The 19,128-nt window shown below is 43.4% G+C and carries 15 protein-coding genes and 1 pseudogene; 8 read left to right on the top strand and 8 right to left on the bottom strand.

From position 1 onward, the window contains the following. Positions 1–25: 25 nt before the first annotated feature. On the bottom strand, positions 26–2,386 hold the full coding sequence (locus tag APB76_RS02980; protein WP_049846096.1) for a Lon protease family protein: 2,361 nt from the start codon (positions 2,384–2,386) through the stop codon (positions 26–28). 205 nt (positions 2,387–2,591) lie between these two features. Between APB76_RS02980 and APB76_RS02975 the strand changes: the two genes are divergently transcribed. Beyond that, positions 2,592–3,086 (top strand): hypothetical protein, encoded by a 495-nt coding sequence (locus APB76_RS02975; RefSeq protein WP_049846095.1) that lies wholly within the window; start codon positions 2,592–2,594, stop codon positions 3,084–3,086. Between the two features lie 12 nt (positions 3,087–3,098). Beyond that, the gene (locus APB76_RS02970; protein WP_049846094.1) at positions 3,099–4,721 is read left to right on the top strand and encodes an ABC transporter ATP-binding protein; all 1,623 of its coding nucleotides are present in this window, start codon (positions 3,099–3,101) and stop codon (positions 4,719–4,721) included. 76 nt (positions 4,722–4,797) lie between these two features. Here the strand turns inward: APB76_RS02970 and APB76_RS02965 are convergent, their stop codons facing one another. Then, on the bottom strand, positions 4,798–5,394 hold the full coding sequence (locus tag APB76_RS02965) for a porin family protein (protein WP_049846093.1): 597 nt from the start codon (positions 5,392–5,394) through the stop codon (positions 4,798–4,800). Positions 5,395–6,090: 696 nt separating this feature from the next. After that, complete coding sequence (locus APB76_RS02960) at positions 6,091–6,687, bottom strand: porin family protein (protein WP_049846093.1); 597 nt, start codon at positions 6,685–6,687, stop codon at positions 6,091–6,093. Between the two features lie 274 nt (positions 6,688–6,961). Here APB76_RS02960 and APB76_RS02955 point away from each other — a divergent pair, with 274 nt between their 5' ends. Together APB76_RS02955 and APB76_RS02950 are read left to right on the top strand one after the other, a co-directional pair. Continuing rightward, on the top strand, positions 6,962–7,798 hold the full coding sequence (locus tag APB76_RS02955) for a winged helix-turn-helix domain-containing protein (protein WP_054962990.1): 837 nt from the start codon (positions 6,962–6,964) through the stop codon (positions 7,796–7,798). Continuing rightward, positions 7,789–8,304, top strand: a complete 516-nt coding sequence (locus tag APB76_RS02950; RefSeq protein WP_054962991.1) for a hypothetical protein — start codon at positions 7,789–7,791, stop codon at positions 8,302–8,304. The genes APB76_RS02955 and APB76_RS02950 overlap by 10 nt, the downstream gene beginning before the upstream one ends. Here the strand turns inward: APB76_RS02950 and APB76_RS02945 are convergent. Next, positions 8,295–9,194 (bottom strand): LysR family transcriptional regulator, encoded by a 900-nt coding sequence (locus tag APB76_RS02945; protein ID WP_049846089.1) that lies wholly within the window; start codon positions 9,192–9,194, stop codon positions 8,295–8,297. The genes APB76_RS02950 and APB76_RS02945 overlap by 10 nt on opposite strands. Positions 9,195–9,350: 156 nt before the next feature. Between APB76_RS02945 and APB76_RS02940 the strand changes: the two genes are divergently transcribed. From APB76_RS02940 to APB76_RS02925, 4 genes are all read left to right on the top strand, one after another. After that, complete coding sequence (locus APB76_RS02940) at positions 9,351–11,042, top strand: L-lactate permease (protein WP_054962992.1); 1,692 nt, start codon at positions 9,351–9,353, stop codon at positions 11,040–11,042. A 162-nt stretch (positions 11,043–11,204) separates the two neighbouring features. Beyond that, entirely contained in the window at positions 11,205–12,344 is a 1,140-nt protein-coding gene (lldD, locus tag APB76_RS02935) for an FMN-dependent L-lactate dehydrogenase LldD (RefSeq protein WP_054962993.1), read from the top strand. A 98-nt stretch (positions 12,345–12,442) separates the two neighbouring features. Then, positions 12,443–15,280 carry an FAD-binding and (Fe-S)-binding domain-containing protein gene (locus APB76_RS02930; protein ID WP_082880268.1) on the top strand — a complete coding sequence of 946 codons (2,838 nt, stop codon included), beginning with the start codon at positions 12,443–12,445 and terminating at the stop codon, positions 15,278–15,280. Between the two features lie 245 nt (positions 15,281–15,525). Beyond that, a complete protein-coding gene (locus APB76_RS02925; protein ID WP_049846085.1) occupies positions 15,526–16,143 on the top strand; it encodes an esterase/lipase family protein in 618 nt (205 codons plus the stop codon). Positions 16,144–16,178: 35 nt separating this feature from the next. On the opposite strand, the gene APB76_RS02920 is transcribed toward APB76_RS02925, so the two are convergent. The 4 genes and pseudogenes from APB76_RS02920 to APB76_RS02905 all read right to left on the bottom strand — a co-directional run. Continuing rightward, on the bottom strand, positions 16,179–16,625 hold the full coding sequence (locus tag APB76_RS02920) for a low molecular weight protein-tyrosine-phosphatase (protein WP_049846084.1): 447 nt from the start codon (positions 16,623–16,625) through the stop codon (positions 16,179–16,181). Then, positions 16,618–18,033, bottom strand: coding sequence for an O-antigen ligase family protein (locus APB76_RS02915; RefSeq protein WP_049846316.1), 1,416 nt, complete (start codon positions 18,031–18,033; stop codon positions 16,618–16,620). Before APB76_RS02915 ends, APB76_RS02920 begins: the two co-directional genes overlap by 8 nt. Before the next feature lie 57 nt (positions 18,034–18,090). Next, positions 18,091–18,522 (bottom strand): hypothetical protein, encoded by a 432-nt coding sequence (locus APB76_RS02910; protein WP_054962995.1) that lies wholly within the window; start codon positions 18,520–18,522, stop codon positions 18,091–18,093. 138 nt (positions 18,523–18,660) lie between these two features. Next, a pseudogene (locus APB76_RS02905) lies at positions 18,661–19,128 on the bottom strand (hypothetical protein); the annotation flags it as partial.

Below are 19,128 nucleotides of genomic sequence, written 5' to 3'. Positions count from 1 at the left end.
CCCCTTCGTCGGGGCTCTGTCAGTTTTATTTTCTTAATGCATTAAGTTTGGCTTGAGCGATCCCGAACACGGTATCAATCGGATAGCTTCCCTCATCACTTGGTGTTCCGGCGGCTTTTCCTGTGAAGAGTTCAATCGCCTCGGTAACATGATCAATTGCCCAGATATGGAATTCACCTTTCTCTACCGCCTTGACAATATCTGGCCTTAGCATCAAGTTATGCATATTCGAACGCGGGATAATCACACCTTGCTCATTAGTACGCCCTTTGATTTCACATACGTCAAAGAAACCTTCAATCTTCTCGTTGACACCACCTATAGGCTGAGACTCACCAAACTGGTTCATCGACCCCGTTATCGCGATATCCTGACGATTAGGTTGCTTGGCAAAAGCTGAAACAACGGCGCAGAACTCAGCCATACTCGCACTGTCACCATCAACACCACCGTACGACTGTTCAAAGGTAATGGTTGTATTCAGTGGCACTTTCGCTGTCTTACCAAACACTGAGGACAGGTAGGCCGTTAAGATCATCACACCCTTCGAGTGAATACTACCACCAAGATCAACACTTCGTTCAATATCAATGACTTCGCCTTCGCCATAGCAAGTAGTCGCGGTTATACGGTTAGGTGCGCCAAACATGTATTCACTGGTGCTGAGCACTGACAATGCATTAACTTGTCCGACTGCCTCACCGTGAGTATGAATTAACGTTGTACCATTAATAAAGCTTTCCATAACACTGTCTTTCAAACGACTAACACGCAGCTCTTGGTTAGACAACGCCTCTTCCACATGGCTGGAACGAATCATGTTTGAGTTAGCTTGTCTCGCAACATAGTTGGACTCTCGCAGCAAATTGGCGATATTCGCTGAATGAAGTGATATCTTGTTCTGATCTCCCACCAATCGCGAACTGTGTTCAATGATTCTTGCGATCGCTTTACGGTCGCAGTGAAGCATATTATTGTCGTTTACGACGCTTGAAATAAACCGCGCGTACTGTAATTCAGAGTCACTATCACGTTTCATTTCGTCTTCAAAATCAGCAGTGACACGGAATAGTTCGCTAAACTCTGGATCGTAGTGCTGAAGCAACTGGTAGGTGCGGTAGTCACCAAACAAGATAATTTTCACATCCAGAGGAATCGCTTCTGGATCAAGAGACACAGTACCGGTGAGCGTGACTTCTTTCTCTAGAGAAGTAAAACTTAATTGGCGAGCACGCAAAGCTCGTTTTAGACCATCCCAAACGTAAGGCTGCTCTAATACCTTCTGCGCATCCATCAACAATACCCCCCCATTGGCCTTATGCAAGCTACCGGGACGAATCAAAGAGAAATCAGTAAATACGGTGCCTTTAAAAGTCGCCGTTTCAATATAACCGAACAAAGTGTGATAGTTTGGGTTTTCTTCAACCACAATTGGGAACTCGTCTCCCTTACGGCTTACGAGAACATTAACTTTATAACGGCGTGGTAATTTTTTATCCAGAGAGGCAGTGGCGACCTCACCTTGCTCAGCACTTTGTTCGAGGAAGATATCGGCATTATCAACAATATCTTGCTGTAGCTCCGTTAAGTAAGATTTGATTACGGGATAGCCTGAGTAGTCCTTTTTCAGTTGCTTAATAAAATGAGTAATCACATCTAAAGTGACTTCATCATTGAGCTTTTTAATCTTCTCTGTGTAAGTCTCTTCCCATTCGGTAAGTTGGCGCACCATATTTCTTAGCTCAACTTCGAGCTCGTCAATGGTATCGCCAAAGTACTCTTGCTCTCTCTTACTAAGCTCCTCAAAAGTCTCTTCAGTATGCAGATCTTCACCATTCATTGCGACAAACTGGTAATCACCTTGTGAAGTAATGGTCAAGCTAATGCCTTTTGACTTCGCCTCCTTTGTGATGACAGCGAGTTCAGCTTCTTGCTTGGTCGCAAGTTGGTTTTTTAGTTTGTCAGCTCGGCTGTAGTATAGTTCGTTGTCAAACGCAAGCGGCATTGCATTCACAAGCTTAGACATAAGTTTCTCAATATCTTGCTTGAATTGATTGCCGATTCCACAAGGAAGTTTGAGAACTTTCGGCGTCCGAATATCTTCGAAATTGGCGACATAGCACCAATCGAATAGTGCTGCTTCATCGTGTTGGTGGCGATTGAGATAACGCAAAATCATGGTTCGCTTACCTAAGCCATTTTGGCCTATCGCATAGATGTTATATCCCTTTTCTTTGATCGACATAGCAAACTCAACTGCCTTTTGTGCTCGCTCTTGCCCGACAATCTCATCGATAGGCGCCAACTCTTTTGTCGACTTGCTTTGTAGTTTTTCTAGCTCAGCTGATAGATATAGCTGATTCGCTTCAAGTCTTTGAATGGTCATCACTCTATCCTTGTAGTTATTGTTTTCTTAAAGCTAGTTTAGGCTACATTTGTTTAAGTTTTAGTGACTTACAGCCAAATCACGTTCAACCGCTCACTTTTTAATCATTTACATCTAAATAGCCAGCATTTAAATGATAACCATTTGCATTGGATAATAAATTGCATTTAAATAGGGCGAGTATTAAACAGCGGAGTATTTGGACATGGATTTGCAGCAATGCTGGACACATTATCTAAAAGCAGAGCAATTGCTAGAACAAGGTCACTGGCCAGAAGCACATTACCTATACGAACTCGTGCTAAGTCACCTACCTTCTCACTTGCAAGTTGCGCTGATAGATAATCAGACCAAACCTTGTCAGTTTAGCTGTCTAGTCACGGGCTTGCGTGACGCAGCGGTTTCTCAGTCTGAAATTCTCAATAAGATGGGGCAACATCGGCAAGCGTTCAACCTGCTAAACCAGACCTATGCTCAGCTTCAATTTGTTTCAATTGAATCATTCGATTTGGTTCATGCCACCCAACATATTATACAAAATCAGTGTGACGATTTATTGCGTCATATGGGGGCTTTTTGTAGTGCTCAACGCAGCGCTCAATGGATGCTGGAATTCGAACATGTACAAAAAGCTCACCATTATTTTTCGACGCTCAAGCAATATAACTCCGCTATGGAAAGCTCACACACTATAAATTAATAAGGATGTACGATGTCACAGATGCCTATTCTTAAGGTTAAAAACCTCTGCGTAAGTTTTACCACCAACGATGGAATTGTAGACGCGGTAAAAAATGTAAGCTTCGACCTGCTACAAGGTGAAACCCTTGCAATAGTTGGCGAGTCGGGTAGCGGCAAGTCGGTGTCCACCAATGCACTAATGCAGCTTTTGCCAAACAATGCCATTGTTGATTCGCGATCTAGTATTGAGTTTGAAAATGACGAGTTGTTAGATAAATCAGAGAAAGAGATGCAACGTATTCGCGGTGATCGAATTGGTATGATTTTTCAAGAGCCTATGACCTCGCTCAATCCATTTATGCGTGTTGGAATTCAAGTTGCAGAGGCAATCATGTGCCATCGTAGTGTGACTCGATCTCAGGCAAAACAGCGAGTTCTTGATCTTTTTGACTTAGTCCATCTACCAAACCCTAAGCAAGCCTATACCAAATATCCGCATGAGTTCTCTGGTGGTCAGTTGCAACGCATTATGATAGCAATGGCGCTGATCAATGAACCAGATATCTTGATTGCAGATGAGCCCACCACTGCACTTGATGTGACAGTTCAGGCTGAAGTTCTCAATCTCATTAAAGAGATTCAAGCGAAGATGGGCATGTCTATACTCTTCATTACACACGATCTCGGTGTCGTTAAACACCTCGCAGATCGCGTGATCGTTATGTGTAAAGGGGACGTGGTAGAGCAAGGCCAATGTGACGAGCTATTCGCCGAACCGAAGCATGAATATACTCAGATGCTGATTAACTCAATTCCCAAAGGTAGCAAAGATCCAATAGAAGAGATGGCACCGCAGCTACTTAAAGCCAACGATATACGGGTTAAGTTCCTGACTAAATCTCATTTTCTGCCGCACCGTAATGAGTATTTTGAAGCGGTGAAAGGCATCTCGCTAGAACTGAAACAAGGGGAAACACTAGGTATTGTAGGCGAATCTGGTTCAGGCAAATCTACTCTAGGTCGCGCCTTGATTGGCTTGCTCCCTTCAACAGGTCATATCGAGTTTAAACAACAAGATGTTAGTCAACTGTCAGAAAAACAACGTTTCGAGTTGAAAAAAGACATCCAAATGGTATTCCAAGATCCGTATGGTTCTCTGTCGCCACGTATGACAGTTGGAGACATCATTACCGAAGCACTGACCGTTCACCAACCACAGTTGACACGTTCAGAGCGTATGGCTAGAGCACGAAAAGCACTAGATGAAGTGCGCTTAGATCCACACTCAATCAACCGCTACCCACATGAGTTTTCTGGTGGTCAGCGCCAACGAATTGCTATCGCGCGAGCATTGATTCTTGAGCCTTCATTCATTTTGCTTGATGAGCCAACATCAGCGTTAGACCGGTCAGTGCAGCTAACAGTTATCGATCTTCTTAAAGATCTTCAAAACAAGCACAACATCGGTTTCTTGTTCATAAGTCATGACTTAAGTGTCGTAAAAGCACTATCAGATCGTGTACTTGTGATGCAAAAAGGGGAAGTAATGGAACAAGGTACAGCAGACGAAATATTCCATAATCCTCAAAGTGATTACACCAAAAAACTTATCGCTGCATCATTTGATTTGGAAGAATCAACCGAAGCAGCCTAAGCTTTCATTAGTTCGGTTTGGCCGCCGAAACAAAAAGCCGACGCAAGGATGCGTCGGCTTTTTATTTGCAATACGCTTAGAATTTGTAACTTGCCGACGCGTAGAAGCTTCCTATAGATTGATTATATTCCTTACCATTGAAGTCCAAAACAAAACTATCAACCTCATACGCAGCTCGAAATGAAAGCCCTTCTACCTGTGGAATATAGTATTCTAGCCCAACACCGAGTCTAATTGCTCCACCGGCTTCAGATCCAGACTCATCGAGATCAATGCTACCTAAACCAGCAGTACCAAATGGTCTTAGACCATTGTCAAATGTATAACCAACATTCGCCGAAAAGGTATATGAAGAATAACGTTGTTCATGATTAAACAAAGACTTCGAGTCTGTTATTTTAATTGGGGCATACTTGGTATACTGCGCCTCTATACCTACAACTCGGTTAAACATATACCCTGCGATCAGCTTGTATGTTTGGCCATCAATATTGTTGCTGGCGGTAATGGAAGAGTCATTGTAAAGCTCTGACACGACTTTTTGCATATCTGATGTATAGCCATCATCTTCAAAGTTTGTAGAACCAACACCCGCCCCTATATAAAACCCACCAAAATCCTGAGCAGAAGCGAAAGAAGAGAAGATCATTGTTGCTAAAATTAGTTTTTTCATAGTTTCTTTATTATGTGTTTGCAAGAAGTCGTCACTCTAATCACCCAACAACTGCTTTTCAATAAAGCGGTCGTAAATGTTACACTGTGTTGACAAAATTGGTTTTTCGGCTTTAAGAACAAGCTCCAGTGCCGCATTTGTCGACTCTAGCCCTCAGGATTAATTGGCTGCTCTTGGAGATAAACTTGCCCCACATTGAGCTGGGCTCACTGTTATACTTTGGTGATGTTTCACATTCTTGATACAGCCTTGTATTCTTTTAACCGTGCAGTCCCAAGTCTTGGCATCATCTAAGGAACTAAATCCCTCCACAAACTAAGTGAGATTGATATTTAACTGTTTTATAGGTTGACATCGCTTATCTTGGCCGTAAATAAAGTTTACGATGCTCAGAACCTGCATTTTGGCCATCTCTTTGGGATACCAATGCCCGAAAGGCTATTTACCTGTGTGTGTCACGCTTTTCGCTCCACAGCTCTTTGCTGAAAATCTGCCGTATGCTCTCCTAACTCCTGCTCAAAAACTTCCGCACCAGCAGTTTTTGTCTAGAAAATCGAAAATTAAATACGGATTGTAATAATTACCTTTTACTATCGACGATAACTGACCAATATCCCGGCTCTAAACCTAGTTCGGCTTGGCCGCCGAAACGAAAAGCCGACGCAAGGATGCGTCGGATTTTTATTTACAATACGCTTAGAATTTGTAACTTGCCGACGCGTAGAAGCTTCCTATAGATTGATTATATTCCTTACCATTGAAGTCCAAAACAAAACTATCAACCTCATACGCAGCTCGAAATGAAAGCCCTTCTACCTGTGGAATATAGTATTCTAGCCCAACACCGAGTCTAATTGCTCCACCGGCTTCAGATCCAGACTCATCGAGATCAATGCTACCTAAACCAGCAGTACCAAATGGTCTTAGACCATTGTCAAATGTATAACCAACATTCGCCGAAAAGGTATATGAAGAATAACGTTGTTCATGATTAAACAAAGACTTCGAGTCTGTTATTTTAATTGGGGCATACTTGGTATACTGCGCCTCTATACCTACAACTCGGTTAAACATATACCCTGCGATCAGCTTGTATGTTTGGCCATCAATATTGTTGCTGGCGGTAATGGAAGAGTCATTGTAAAGCTCTGACACGACTTTTTGCATATCTGATGTATAGCCATCATCTTCAAAGTTTGTAGAACCAACACCCGCCCCTATATAAAACCCACCAAAATCCTGAGCAGAAGCGAAAGAAGAGAAGATCATTGTTGCTAAAATTAGTTTTTTCATAGTTTCTTTATTATGTGATTGCAAGAAGTCGTCACAGTAACCACCCAGCAACCAAAAAACTTAATGGCAACCAAAAATTTCTCTCATATTAGCCTGTATGTAAAACATGAACTATTTCACAATTTTTCATGTAATTGTTTTTATTGCAAATATTTCTGTGTGATTAATTTTATAAATCCAATCGTTGATTTTATACACTCAACTTATACACTAATTCGCTTTCAGGTAAGAATCGCTTCGCTAAGATCGCGGGCATAATGTTTAAGTTGTTGTAATGAACATAGTCACACTATCCAATTTGCAATTGGACACTTCTTCAAGGACGCTACGCAATAACACTGGCCACTCAATAGAGTTACGTCCGTTAACATTCGATGTTTTCAACCTGTTGATTGAAAATCACGGCACTCCAGTCAAAAGAGAGAAGATCTACGAAGTATGCTGGCACGGGCGTGTTGTCACCGACCAAGCGCTCACCAATGTTATTTCAGAGTTAAGAAGAGCGTTGATTTCTCTTAAAGCTAAAAACATTGAAATTAAAACAGTGAGCAAAATGGGCTACTATTTGACCTTACCCTGTGTCAACTCACCTGCAAATATCGGCACTCCTCCTTCAAGCATCGACAATGGCGTGGTGAAAGCACCAATGGCTGCCAAAGATAAATCACGTTGGGTTGATCGAATTGGGACCTGCGGCGTGACGACTGGAGCAAAAGCTGCGCTATTTGTTGTTTTCGCTAACTTAATGTTACTCACGGCATGCGACCTTTTTCTATCGCCATCAATGCCAAACTTTATGGATACAAGCGATTACACTAAGCTCGAGATTGGCCAGCTAACCCTTTATTTTAACAATGTTAGTGGTGAAGTATTTGATATAACCAAGGTTGTAGAAGGATTAGATAGCCGCCACTTTAGACAGTGTGCGACCAATGTCTATTTAAGAGTTTATCGCTCTCTATACGATGAAAGCCGTCTCGCCGCAAAAATGTTCGTGTTCACACAAAGCCCTATAGATAACCAATCTTATCGCCAGTTTTCGACTAAGGAAGATACTCTGGCTGAAGTTTTAAACAAGATAGCGATTCAAAGGAAAAGTGAATGCAACTAATTACTATAGTTCTAGCGCTCGTCACTTCACTCACGGTATCTTTTTTCTTAAAAACACAACATGATGACAGTAGGCTTGCTGGAACACGTTGGATTTGTTCAGAAAGCAAAAGTCACTTTCTTCGAGCTTCATTCAATGAGTACCTGGCGATAGATGAAACACATACCCTGTTCTTTACCTCTGGCAACATGATGACTCAGTATCATAGTGGCGATGTTTATCTCCGTAGCGGTGCGCAACGTTCTTTTGAAGTTGCTTACACGGTTAACTACAAACTGTCAGATAGTGAGTTGAAGATGGTCTATGAAAAGATTATGTGGGCCATTAAGCCTAATGATGTCGGTGTTTTCGTAAACCACATCGACAGGCTAGAAGGGTTTTCCATAGATGTGAATTACTACGTTGATGGGCAATACCTTTATTTATTCAACAAAAGTGAAAGTGAAGATAGCAACTTTGTATGTCATTCATCAGAACCTCTCCTCACTCGCACAGGTCAAAAGTAATGTGAAATGGCAAGGTATCGGGTACGAATATGTTCTATAAGTAACTTAACTTTATTCGGTGGTTGGCGAGTAAATGGATAAACCGCGTAGATGCCAAGCTTTTTCCCCACTTGCTCTGGAAATATGTCCACTAGTTGGCCATTACGTATGTCGTGATAGACCAAACATCTTGGAACATAAGCGATTCCGTGTCCTCCTAGCGCTGCTTTTCTTAAAGCAGTAGCATTATCCGTAGAAAAGGAACCTGCCACTTTAACAATGTAGTTGTCATCTTTTGCTTTAAATTCCCACTCACTCGCCCCCGTTGTTTGGTAGGCATATTGAAGACAGTTATGTTGTTCGAGGTCTTGTGGTTCTATCGGCTTACCATTTCTCGCAATGTAGGAAGGAGACGCACATACCACCCATTGTGAATCGAGAATATGTCGAGCAATTAAACTTGAATCTTCAAGATAACCTGTTCTTATTACTAGGTCATAACCCCCTTCAACCAAATCGACAAAACGATTATCAAGCGACATATCTACAGATAACCCAGGGTGCGAATTACAAAATTCTGCCACCGCATCGGCCAATATCAGATCCCCCGATATTGTAGGTACTGACATTTTAATATGACCGCTGACATTCTCGCCATAGCCTGAAACTGCGTCCATAGCCTCCTGAGCGGCTTGCTTCACGTTTTTAGCACCATGCGTTAACGCTTTACCCGCTTCTGTTAACGTTAATTTGCGCGTTGTTCGATATAATAGCTGAACTCCCAGCTGTTCCTCTAGCCTTGCTATTCTTTTGCTAACTACCGAATTTGTAAGGTCATTTATCTCAGCAACTTTGCTAAAACTACCCAGTTCTACTACTTGAGAAAATAGGATTAAGTCATCTGCACGCATTTATTATGTCATTTTTGGAACTAATAATTTTCATTATTTCCCTATATCAATAAAAAAGAAAGGGGTAAATTCACCTTCAGTTAACAATAACATCACAAATAATAAATCTAAGAGACTCTTTAGAGCCCTAACTGAAGAATGTAAAAGGATGTACCAATGAGTGACACATTACTTGCCCTAGTGGCTTTCTCACCGATTGTGGTAGCTGCCATACTCCTCGTCGGCCTCAACTGGCCAGCAAAACGCGCGATGCCCGTCGCTTTTGGTTTAACAGTCATTATTGCCCTATTTGCTTGGGACATGTCGACAACTCGTGTGCTTGCATCTGTATTTCAGGGGCTAGGAATTACACTCTCTGTACTATGGATTGTGTTCGGAGCCATTTTCTTACTCAACACGTTAAAACATACTGGCGCAATATCGACTATACGAAACGGGTTCACGAATATCTCTCCAGATAGGCGTGTGCAGGCCATCATCATTGCATGGTGTTTTGGTTCATTTATCGAAGGAGCCTCAGGCTTTGGCACTCCTGCCGCGATTGCAGCTCCATTACTTGTTGCAATTGGTTTCCCAGCACTCGCTGCGGTATTAATGGGGATGATGATTCAATCAACGCCTGTTTCTTTCGGCGCAATGGGCACTCCAATCATTGTCGGTGTTAATAAGGGTCTTGATACCCATAGCATAGACGCTGCTCTGCTGGCTAACGGCTCTACATGGGAAGCCTACCTCCAGCAAATTACATCAAGTGTCGCTTTGATTCATGCCTGTGTTGGTACGCTAATCCCAGTACTAATGGCAATGATGCTGACTCGCTTTTTTGGCAAAAACAGAAGTTGGACTGAAGGATTAGATATCTTGCCATTTGCGGTCTTCGCAGGCCTCTCATTCACCATTCCATATGCCTTGACTGGTGTCTTCCTTGGCGCAGAATTCCCTTCTTTAATTGGCGGCTTAGTCGGTCTGTCCATTGTCGTTTCTGCTGCAAAACATGGATTCTTAGTACCTAAATCAACGTGGGATTTTGAGGATGAAAACAAGTGGCCAGCGGAATGGTTAGGCTCACTAAAAATCGAACTAGATGACTCTAAAACTAAACCTATGAACATGGCACTTGCATGGCTACCTTATGTACTACTCGCGGTTGTGCTAGTTGCTAGCCGCGTCAGTGCTGAGTTCAAAGCAGTGCTTCGTAGTGTCAGCCTGTCTTTCGGCAACATACTTGGTGAAGCAGGGATTAGTACTGCTATCCAACCATTATACCTCCCTGGCGGTATCCTAGTATTTGTTGCATTGGTCGCTGTGCTCCTTCAGTCTCGCAGTGTTGTACCGCTTGCCAAAGCATTCGGCGAATCGAGTAAAACACTCGTTGGTGCTGGTTTTGTCCTAGTGTTCACAATTCCAATGGTTCGTATCTTTATTAATTCCGGAATCAACGGCGCTGACTTAGCAAGTATGCCTGTTACGACAGCAAACTTCGCTGCAGGCCTCGTTGGTGATGCTTTCCCAGCTCTAAGCGCAACAGTTGGTGCTTTAGGTGCGTTTATCGCTGGCTCAAACACAGTGTCGAACATGATGTTTAGCCAGTTCCAGTTCGAAGTCGCGCAAACACTGACTATATCAAGTGCTATTGTGGTCGCTTTACAAGCAGTAGGTGCTGCCGCGGGCAATATGATTGCGATTCACAACGTAGTAGCCGCGTCTGCAACGGTAGGATTACTTGGGCGAGAAGGTGCCACATTGCGTAAAACGATTATCCCAACCATCTACTATTTGTTTGTCACTGGTGTGATTGGTCTTGTTGCTATCTACGGTTTACAAATCACTGACGCACTAATGAGTTAATCGTATTGTTCTTAAGGTGTTAACACTCATAGACCTGACAAAAAACTCCCGGGTATTAACACCTCCTTTACGACCAATTACCTATATGGGCTAGTACCTATAGTCGACCATACTAAACCTTGAAAGAAAGGCACCTCATAAATTATTTATAGGAATAACCTTATGATTATCTCTGCTTCTACTGACTACCGTGCCGCTGCCAAAGCTAAGCTCCCACCGTTCCTTTTTCATTACATTGATGGTGGCTCTTATGGAGAGCATACATTAAGGAGAAACACGCAAGACCTTGCCGATATCGCACTCAAACAACGTGTACTAAAAAACATGGAAGATCTAAGCCTAGAAACTGAAATCTTCGGAGAAAAGTTTGCCATGCCGATTGCCCTAGCACCCGTTGGGCTTACCGGAATGTACGCTCGAAGAGGCGAAGTTCAAGCAGCCAAAGCAGCAGATAATAAAGGTATTCCATTTACCATGTCGACGGTTTCTGTCTGCCCTATTGAAGAAGTGGTTCCTGCGATAAAGCGCCCAATGTGGTTCCAGTTATACGTACTTAAAGACCGCGGCTTTATGAAGAACGTGCTTGAACGCGCAAAGGCTGCTGGTGTTACCACACTCGTTTTTACTGTAGACATGCCTGTTCCTGGGGCTCGTTATCGAGATATGCATTCAGGTATGAGCGGCCCCAACGCAGCGGCCCGTCGAGTATTTCAAGCAATGCGCCACCCTAGTTGGGCATTTGATGTAGGACTCTTTGGTAAGCCACATGATCTTGGCAACATTTCAACCTATCGTGGTGAGCCGACAAAACTTGAAGACTATATTGGATGGCTGGGAGATAACTTTGACCCTTCTATTTCATGGAAAGACCTAGAGTGGATCCGTGAGTTCTGGGACGGCCCAATGGTAATCAAGGGAATTCTTGATGAGCAGGATGCCAAAGATGCGGTTACCTTTGGCGCCGATGGCATTGTGGTATCAAACCACGGTGGACGCCAGCTTGACGGTGTACTCTCTACGGCCAAGGCTCTACCTAGTATCGCAGACGCCGTAAAAGGAGACCTAAAGATTTTCGTAGATTCAGGAGTTCGTACGGGGTTAGACGTTGTTCGCATGCTGGCCCTTGGTGCAGACTGTACTCTACTCGGTCGCTCATTTGTCTATGCGCTTGCAGCACAAGGGCAAACTGGCGTGGAAAATCTTCTCGATCTTTATGACAAAGAGATGCGCGTAGCAATGACGCTTACTGGCGCCAAGAGCATTCACGATTTAAACCAAGACTCATTAGCCAATTTTAAGTAATTCCAAAGGTGTCACAATAAATCAGCCCAGCATGTGACACCTTTTTACTACTGACCTCATAAAAATACATTGTCAGTAGCATGCACAAGGAAGAAAAGATGTCGAATCAAGAAAGTGATAATAAGTACCGTCAGCTAGAAGCTCTGCTCGCTGTTGAAATAGATGAACAACGCATTATCACTGAACACGCCAAGCGCCTAGCCTACGGCACCGACGCGAGTTTTTATCGCTTAGTCCCGCAAATTGTTTTACGTCTGAAAAGCCTCAACGAAGTTATCTATACTATTCAATGCTGCAGAGAGATGGGGATTCATTTTACATTTCGCGCAGCGGGCACCAGCTTATCTGGTCAGGCGGTGTCAGATTCTGTCCTTATTGCTTTGACAGATGATTGGCGCGGACATGAGATCATTGAGGGTGGTAATAAGATTGTCTTGCAGCCCGGAGTCATTGGTGCCGATGCCAACAAGTACCTAGCCCCTTACAAGCGCAAGATTGGCCCTGATCCTGCGTCCATTAATACGTGCAAAATTGGCGGCATCGCGGCAAACAACGCCAGTGGAATGTGCTGTGGTACAGCGCATAATTCCTATCGCACCATCGACAGCGTAAAACTGGTTCTAAGTGACGGTACGCTGCTTGATACTTCATGCAAAGACAGTATTTCTGCTTTTTTCGCCACTCGCCCAGATATCGTTAACGGACTGACTGAACTGGTTAGAGAAACACAACAAAATTCAGAATTAAGCGAACGAATTCGCCATAAATATCGCTTAAAAAACACCACAGGTTATGCCTTAAATGCACTGGTCGATTTTAGTGACCCGATTGAAGTATTAGAACATCTGATCATTGGCTCTGAGGGTACGCTAGGTTTCATCGCAGAAATCACGTACAACACGGTTATAGAACATAATTTTAAAGCGTCTTCACTATTAGTCTTCGCCAATATTGAAGAAGCAAGTAAAGCGGTTACTACCCTGTCGAAAACCCCTGTGGCCGCAGTTGAACTAATGGATGGGCGAGCACTTAGGTCAGTCGCTGACAAAGCGGGAATGCCGGAATTTATCAAACAACTCGATTTAGAAGCGGCGGCCCTTTTAGTCGAAACACATGCGAGTGAACAAACGGAAATTGACACACAATGCGAGGCCATACTCGGCTCGCTATCGGACTACACCATCATAGAGTCCGTGCCATTTACACTCGATCCCAAAACCGTTGCAACGCTCTGGGGGATACGAAAAGGTATGTTCCCAGCCGTCGGTGCTGTGCGCGAAGTTGGTACCACGGTTATCATTGAGGATGTGGCCTTCCCGGTAGAAAACCTTGCTAATGGTGTACGTGACCTTCAAGCACTCTTTGACCAATATGAGTACAATGAAGCGATCATTTTTGGCCATGCATTAGAAGGAAATCTGCATTTCGTTTTCACCCAAGGTTTCGATTCACAACAAGAAATATCCCGCTATGGCAACTTTATGGATGACGTTGCCGATTTAGTGGCGGTGAAATATCAGGGGTCACTAAAAGCAGAACATGGTACAGGGCGCAATATGGCGCCTTATGTCGAACTAGAATGGGGGAAAGATGGCTATAGCTTGATGCAGAAAATCAAAGCTTTATTTGATCCCGAAGGGTTGCTTAATCCGGGTGTCATTATTAATGATAACCCCCATTCGCATATTGAAAACCTCAAGCCTATGCCCGCAGCGGATTCATTAGTCGATCGTTGCATTGAGTGTGGCTTCTGCGAACCCGTCTGTCCTTCACGCACACTCACCCTCTCGCCTCGTCAACGCATCGTATTATATCGAGAATTACAAAGGCGCAGGGCATCAGGAGAAAAAACTCAAGCCTCGGAACTAGAGCGTATCTTTGAGTACCAAGGTATTGATACTTGCGCCGCGACCGGCTTATGCGCAGATAGGTGCCCAGTAGGGATCAACACTGGTGATTTGGTTAAACAGCTGCGAACCGCAAAGTACCAAAAATTTACCCCTATCGCGCAATGGACAGCCGACCATTTTGCTACCACCACAACTCTTACACGAGCCTCTCTCAAAGCTAACCAAATTGCGATAAAAGTGATTGGTGAGGGAACAGTATCGTCGATAACTAATGGGGTTCGTAAAATGACGAATAACAAAACCCCAATCTGGATGTCTGAAACACCTCAGTCAAATAGTCATAAGCTCGACAAAGCGTTAGAGCTATTAGTGCGCTCCGATAAGAAAGTGGTTTATCTTCCTTCTTGCGCATCCCGTACCATGGGCCAACAAAGCAACGCACATGACCAACGCAGCCTAACTGAAGTGACATTGTCACTCATCAAAAAAGCAGGGTTCGAAGTTATCATCCCTGAACAGCTTGATGAACAATGCTGTGGTATGCCCTATGAAAGTAAAGGTATGACCGAGGTTGCAAGCCAGAAAGCACGGCAGCTAGAAGCCGCTCTTTGGAAATCCAGTTACGAAGGCGAATATCCTGTTTTGATGGACACTAGCCCTTGCGCCAAACGCAGCATTGAGAGCTTTACAAAACCTATGGAGATACTTGAACCAACCGGATTTGTCGCCAAGTACTTGATGCCACACCTTTCGATTACAACCAAACAAGAAACGGTCATGCTTCATGTTACATGCAGTTCAAGGCGTATGGGATTAGAAAGCGAGATGCTGTCACTAGCAAAAGCCTGTGTATCTGACGTCGTGCTACCAGAACACATTTCTTGTTGTGGCTGGGCTGGTGATAAAGGCTTCACCACACCTGAATTAAACGAAGCCGCTGTCCACCCCCTTAAAGAACAGGTGCCCGATGGATGCCACCGTGGATTCAGTAATAGTCGCACCTGCGAGATTGGGCTATCACATCACAGCGGTATACCATACCAGTCCATTCTTTATTTGGTCGACGAGGTTAGTAGTCCGCTCTAAGCTGGCTGCTTTACACCGGAGAGTATGCCCTCCAAGTATGAACATGCTAGATATTGGTCGCAACTCTCCTCTATTACCAACCAACAATACTAGTTAGGCGCAAGAATTGAACATCTAAATAGTATTTAATCGAATCAATCTGTCACTTAAATACGCTGATTTAGCGACACATAATCGCGTTAAAAAAGATGATTTTACTGACGAAAATGGTTAGATTCTCTATATCCGTTGTTATGGAGATTCATATGAAAATCATTATCTTGCATGGGCTTTATATGCATGGCATGGTGATGCAACCACTCAGCCACAAGCTGAGAGAATTTGGCTACCGCACCAAGATCTTATCTTACAACAGCGTAGCCATTGACGAGCAGCAAGTGTTTTCAGCTATCGATAGTGCGCTGTCCGACGCAATGCCCAATATCCTTGTTGGTCATAGTTTAGGGGGGCTTATTATTAAGCACTACCTTCAGTCACGCCAGACTAGTGAAAAAGTCGTGTCACATGTCGTCACTATTGGCTCTCCCATGCAAGGAGCATCGATTGTCACTCGAATTCAAGAGCTTGGTATGAGCGCGATTTTGGGCAACTCTCCCTCTTTTGGTCTCGCTCAACATGAAGGGGATTGGTCTTTTCCCCAGAAACTAGGCTGTATTGCCGGGACACTACCTCTTGGAGCGAGAGCGTTATTACTGATGGATAGCAAAATGGTGTCTGACGGTACTGTCACGGTTGAAGAAACCAAAATCGAAGGCATGACGGATCATACTGAAATTAAAAGCAGCCATACCAGTTTGATCTACTCATCTATAGTGCCCGGACAAGTACACCATTTTGTGCAGAACAGCTGTTTTAAAAAATAGCTATTCACGCTGTTAACCGAATCGCAACAGAAACTCTAACTAGGGATTCGCTTCTTCCAACTGAGCACCGCCTGTTCTAAACAGCGAAAACAGACGTCAAAGGCTTCATCGCTTTTGCCATAGGGATCGGCGACTTCACCGATATTTATCCATTGACCAATGAGTAGGGTCTTACTTCTCACACCAGAAGAATATCTTGATAAGCACTCTTTTTGGGTTTCATCCATTACCAAAATTAGATCGCTATTCTCTAATAGCTCACTTGTTACCTGCGTAGCGCGGTGGTCGGAGATGTCTAAGCCATTCCATTTCGTGGCTTGAATCGAGCCTTTATCAGCTGGCACGTCAATAAGATTCAACGCTTCCACTTTTGTCCCTGCAGAGAAGATACGTTTATTTGGAAAGTGGTGTCTAAACAGCGCTTCTGCAATGGGTGAGCGACATATATTTGCCGTACACACTAATAGAATTGAATCAAACATGTTCAGCTTCCCCTCTCAGGATTCGTTGTGCAATAAAAGCTTTTTCATTTCGAGCAGGCAAATTCGAAGCAGCAAAACAAAAGAAAAGTATCATAATAAACGTTGCAGCATTCGCCATTGGCTGGAGGTTAAAATCGACCGAGATATGGATCAACACACCTATGATTGCCATTGCACTTCCAAATGCGATTCCTTTCATTGTGTGACTGTTACGCTTCGATACAGTCTGTAACGACAAGAAGAGAGCATACAGAACAACTAAACCCAACATTAGCGTAGCGGGCACACCCACTTCGACTGCAAACTGAACATAGTCATTATGAGCGTGATCATAAAACCCTATGCTGGCATGGCTATAACCGGGAAATACGGTGTAAAAAGTCGACAAACCTGTGCCAGTCAGTGGATAGTCTTTAATGATATCCAAACTCCACATTACAACTTGATCTCTAGACTCTAACTCTACCGATGTTTCTACCAAGCGCTGCTTTACCTTATCTAATCCAAATAAAGCGCCGACAACAAACGTATCAATCAACAGAATACTAACTATTAGAACAGTTAACGCCCTTGGTTTGCTGCGGTAAAAAGCGAGTGCAAACAACCCTGTAACCGTAATTGCAACGAAAAAAGCCGCGTTTCCCATTCTTGAACGTGTCAGCACCAACGCGATCACCATAATAACAAGAGATAACCTGATTAGCATTTTGCTACTCATAACACTTGAAAGAATCCGTTTAAATCTTACTATCCAAGAACCGGACTCTGAGATGTGTAACTGCGAAATGATCAGCCCCACTCCCATAGCCGCCGACATGATTAAATAATTAGCCAAGTGGTTTTTATAGACAAATGAACCCGTTGCGATCTCTTTTTCAGGTAATCCCCAGATAAGGCTTTCGGTTATGCCTAGTTTTACAACCAGGGCAGCGTAGAAAGCCTGACCGGTTCCTGCAATTACTATCGCCAAAGCAGTTGATTTAAGTCTGTTTCCAGAGTTGACTAACAGAGTCGCATTAAACACAAGCAGAAAATAGGAAATGCCCTTCAACAGTGACGCCGTCGTCATTCCTCGGTCTAAGCTAATTGAGTAGTTGTCTGCCCCCACTAATGAGTATATTTCTGCGGCATTTTGTGACAAGAAAGCAACTAACTCTTTAGGTAAGACTAGTGATTGGATCGCGACCCAGACCTGAAACAAGCCAATAGGGATAAGCAACCAACTGTATTTATTAATATAATTCCAAGGTAAAGCTCGCCAATAGATAACAATTAAAGCTACCGTTTGCAGAGCAATCCAGATCTGGGCGATGGACCAAGCCCATGCCCTATTGCTACCAAGTGGTACAGGGAGCCAAACGATTAAAACAAGGAGCGAATAGAAAACCAGCTTCTCTAAGTTTTTCATGCGAGATTGATCTTTGAGGACAAAAGAAAGCCCAACCAATGTTGAGCTCTTGCTTGATTAGTTCGGAGAGATAACGCCACTACCACCGCCACCATCGCTACCGACAGCAGGTATCGCTGGTGGAGATAAAGCAATACTTGAAATACCCGCCGCAGTCGCGTCACCAATTTGAGTAGGGTCGACTCCAGAAAGCAGCGCTGCGGTAGTAACGTCTTCGCTGGCAATTCCTGCAACACGTGCAATTTCAGAAATTTCTTGGGCGAGTTCTGGCGCCAGTTCGAAAGCAGTCTGAAGCACTCGCTGTGTATCAATGCCATCTATTACCAATAGCGATTGAAGTACTTGTAACACATCTTCTGGATTTGCTTGGTAAGCACCCATAATATCAGTATCTGTAAGTACCGTACTCTCGGACTCCTCTACTGCAGCAACCGCAGACAAAGATAAAGCTAACCCGAGTGGAACGAAGAGTCGTGAGAAGAGTTTCATCTTAGTTTCCTTGTTTCAAGCTATAAACTATGAAATATATACATGCTAATTGAGACTACTAAATATGGATATGACTAACTACTATTTAAATCTAAAATAATATAACAATATCAGTTTTAAGAATTCATTGTCTCATTTTCAATAACCAACAACCATTCTACTGTGTCTTTTAAAGATTAATTTTGCTGTTTTTGCAAGAACCACCGACATTGAACAAATCATCACAACAGTAAATAGAAAGACTAACCAAGAACCCTGACCGATACTTCCAAGCCCGAGTTTAGGCCAAGCTTGAATGATGTATGGGTGAATAAAAAACACCGAAAAGCTCGTTGATGCCAATGTACACAGAAGCTTATTGGAGTAATTTTCGAATCTATGTAAAAATATCATAAAAAAGAAACACATGAAGATTTTTTGTATAAACACGATATCTACACTAGAATATACAAACGCTGGTTTGTGGAAGTTGCCATATAATCCCAAACTAGCTTGCAGCCCTGCAAGCCCCACAACAATAGCGAGCAAAAAACCATCTTTCCCTTTCAAGCGGCTTTGTTGCTTAATTAGGTGAGAATACATAATAGCCCAATACTGTTCAGTTCT

Source organism: Vibrio bivalvicida (genome assembly GCF_001399455.2).
Lineage (GTDB): Bacteria > Pseudomonadota > Gammaproteobacteria > Enterobacterales > Vibrionaceae > Vibrio > Vibrio bivalvicida.
This window is presented reverse-complemented; position numbering and strand designations above follow the sequence as displayed.

Excerpts from the sequence above, each read along its gene's own strand:
- APB76_RS02980 (WP_049846096.1), bottom strand. The coding sequence starts at position 2,386 with ATGACCATTCAAAGACTTGAAGCGAATCAGCTATATCTATCAGCTGAG.
- APB76_RS02975 (WP_049846095.1), top strand. The coding sequence starts at position 2,592 with ATGGATTTGCAGCAATGCTGGACACATTATCTAAAAGCAGAGCAATTG.
- APB76_RS02970 (WP_049846094.1), top strand. The coding sequence starts at position 3,099 with ATGTCACAGATGCCTATTCTTAAGGTTAAAAACCTCTGCGTAAGTTTT.
- APB76_RS02965 (WP_049846093.1), bottom strand. The coding sequence starts at position 5,394 with ATGAAAAAACTAATTTTAGCAACAATGATCTTCTCTTCTTTCGCTTCT.
- APB76_RS02960 (WP_049846093.1), bottom strand. The coding sequence starts at position 6,687 with ATGAAAAAACTAATTTTAGCAACAATGATCTTCTCTTCTTTCGCTTCT.
- APB76_RS02955 (WP_054962990.1), top strand. The coding sequence starts at position 6,962 with ATGAACATAGTCACACTATCCAATTTGCAATTGGACACTTCTTCAAGG.
- APB76_RS02950 (WP_054962991.1), top strand. The coding sequence starts at position 7,789 with ATGCAACTAATTACTATAGTTCTAGCGCTCGTCACTTCACTCACGGTA.
- APB76_RS02945 (WP_049846089.1), bottom strand. The coding sequence starts at position 9,194 with ATGCGTGCAGATGACTTAATCCTATTTTCTCAAGTAGTAGAACTGGGT.
- APB76_RS02940 (WP_054962992.1), top strand. The coding sequence starts at position 9,351 with ATGAGTGACACATTACTTGCCCTAGTGGCTTTCTCACCGATTGTGGTA.
- lldD (WP_054962993.1), top strand. The coding sequence starts at position 11,205 with ATGATTATCTCTGCTTCTACTGACTACCGTGCCGCTGCCAAAGCTAAG.
- APB76_RS02930 (WP_082880268.1), top strand. The coding sequence starts at position 12,443 with ATGTCGAATCAAGAAAGTGATAATAAGTACCGTCAGCTAGAAGCTCTG.
- APB76_RS02925 (WP_049846085.1), top strand. The coding sequence starts at position 15,526 with ATGAAAATCATTATCTTGCATGGGCTTTATATGCATGGCATGGTGATG.
- APB76_RS02920 (WP_049846084.1), bottom strand. The coding sequence starts at position 16,625 with ATGTTTGATTCAATTCTATTAGTGTGTACGGCAAATATATGTCGCTCA.
- APB76_RS02915 (WP_049846316.1), bottom strand. The coding sequence starts at position 18,033 with ATGAAAAACTTAGAGAAGCTGGTTTTCTATTCGCTCCTTGTTTTAATC.
- APB76_RS02910 (WP_054962995.1), bottom strand. The coding sequence starts at position 18,522 with ATGAAACTCTTCTCACGACTCTTCGTTCCACTCGGGTTAGCTTTATCT.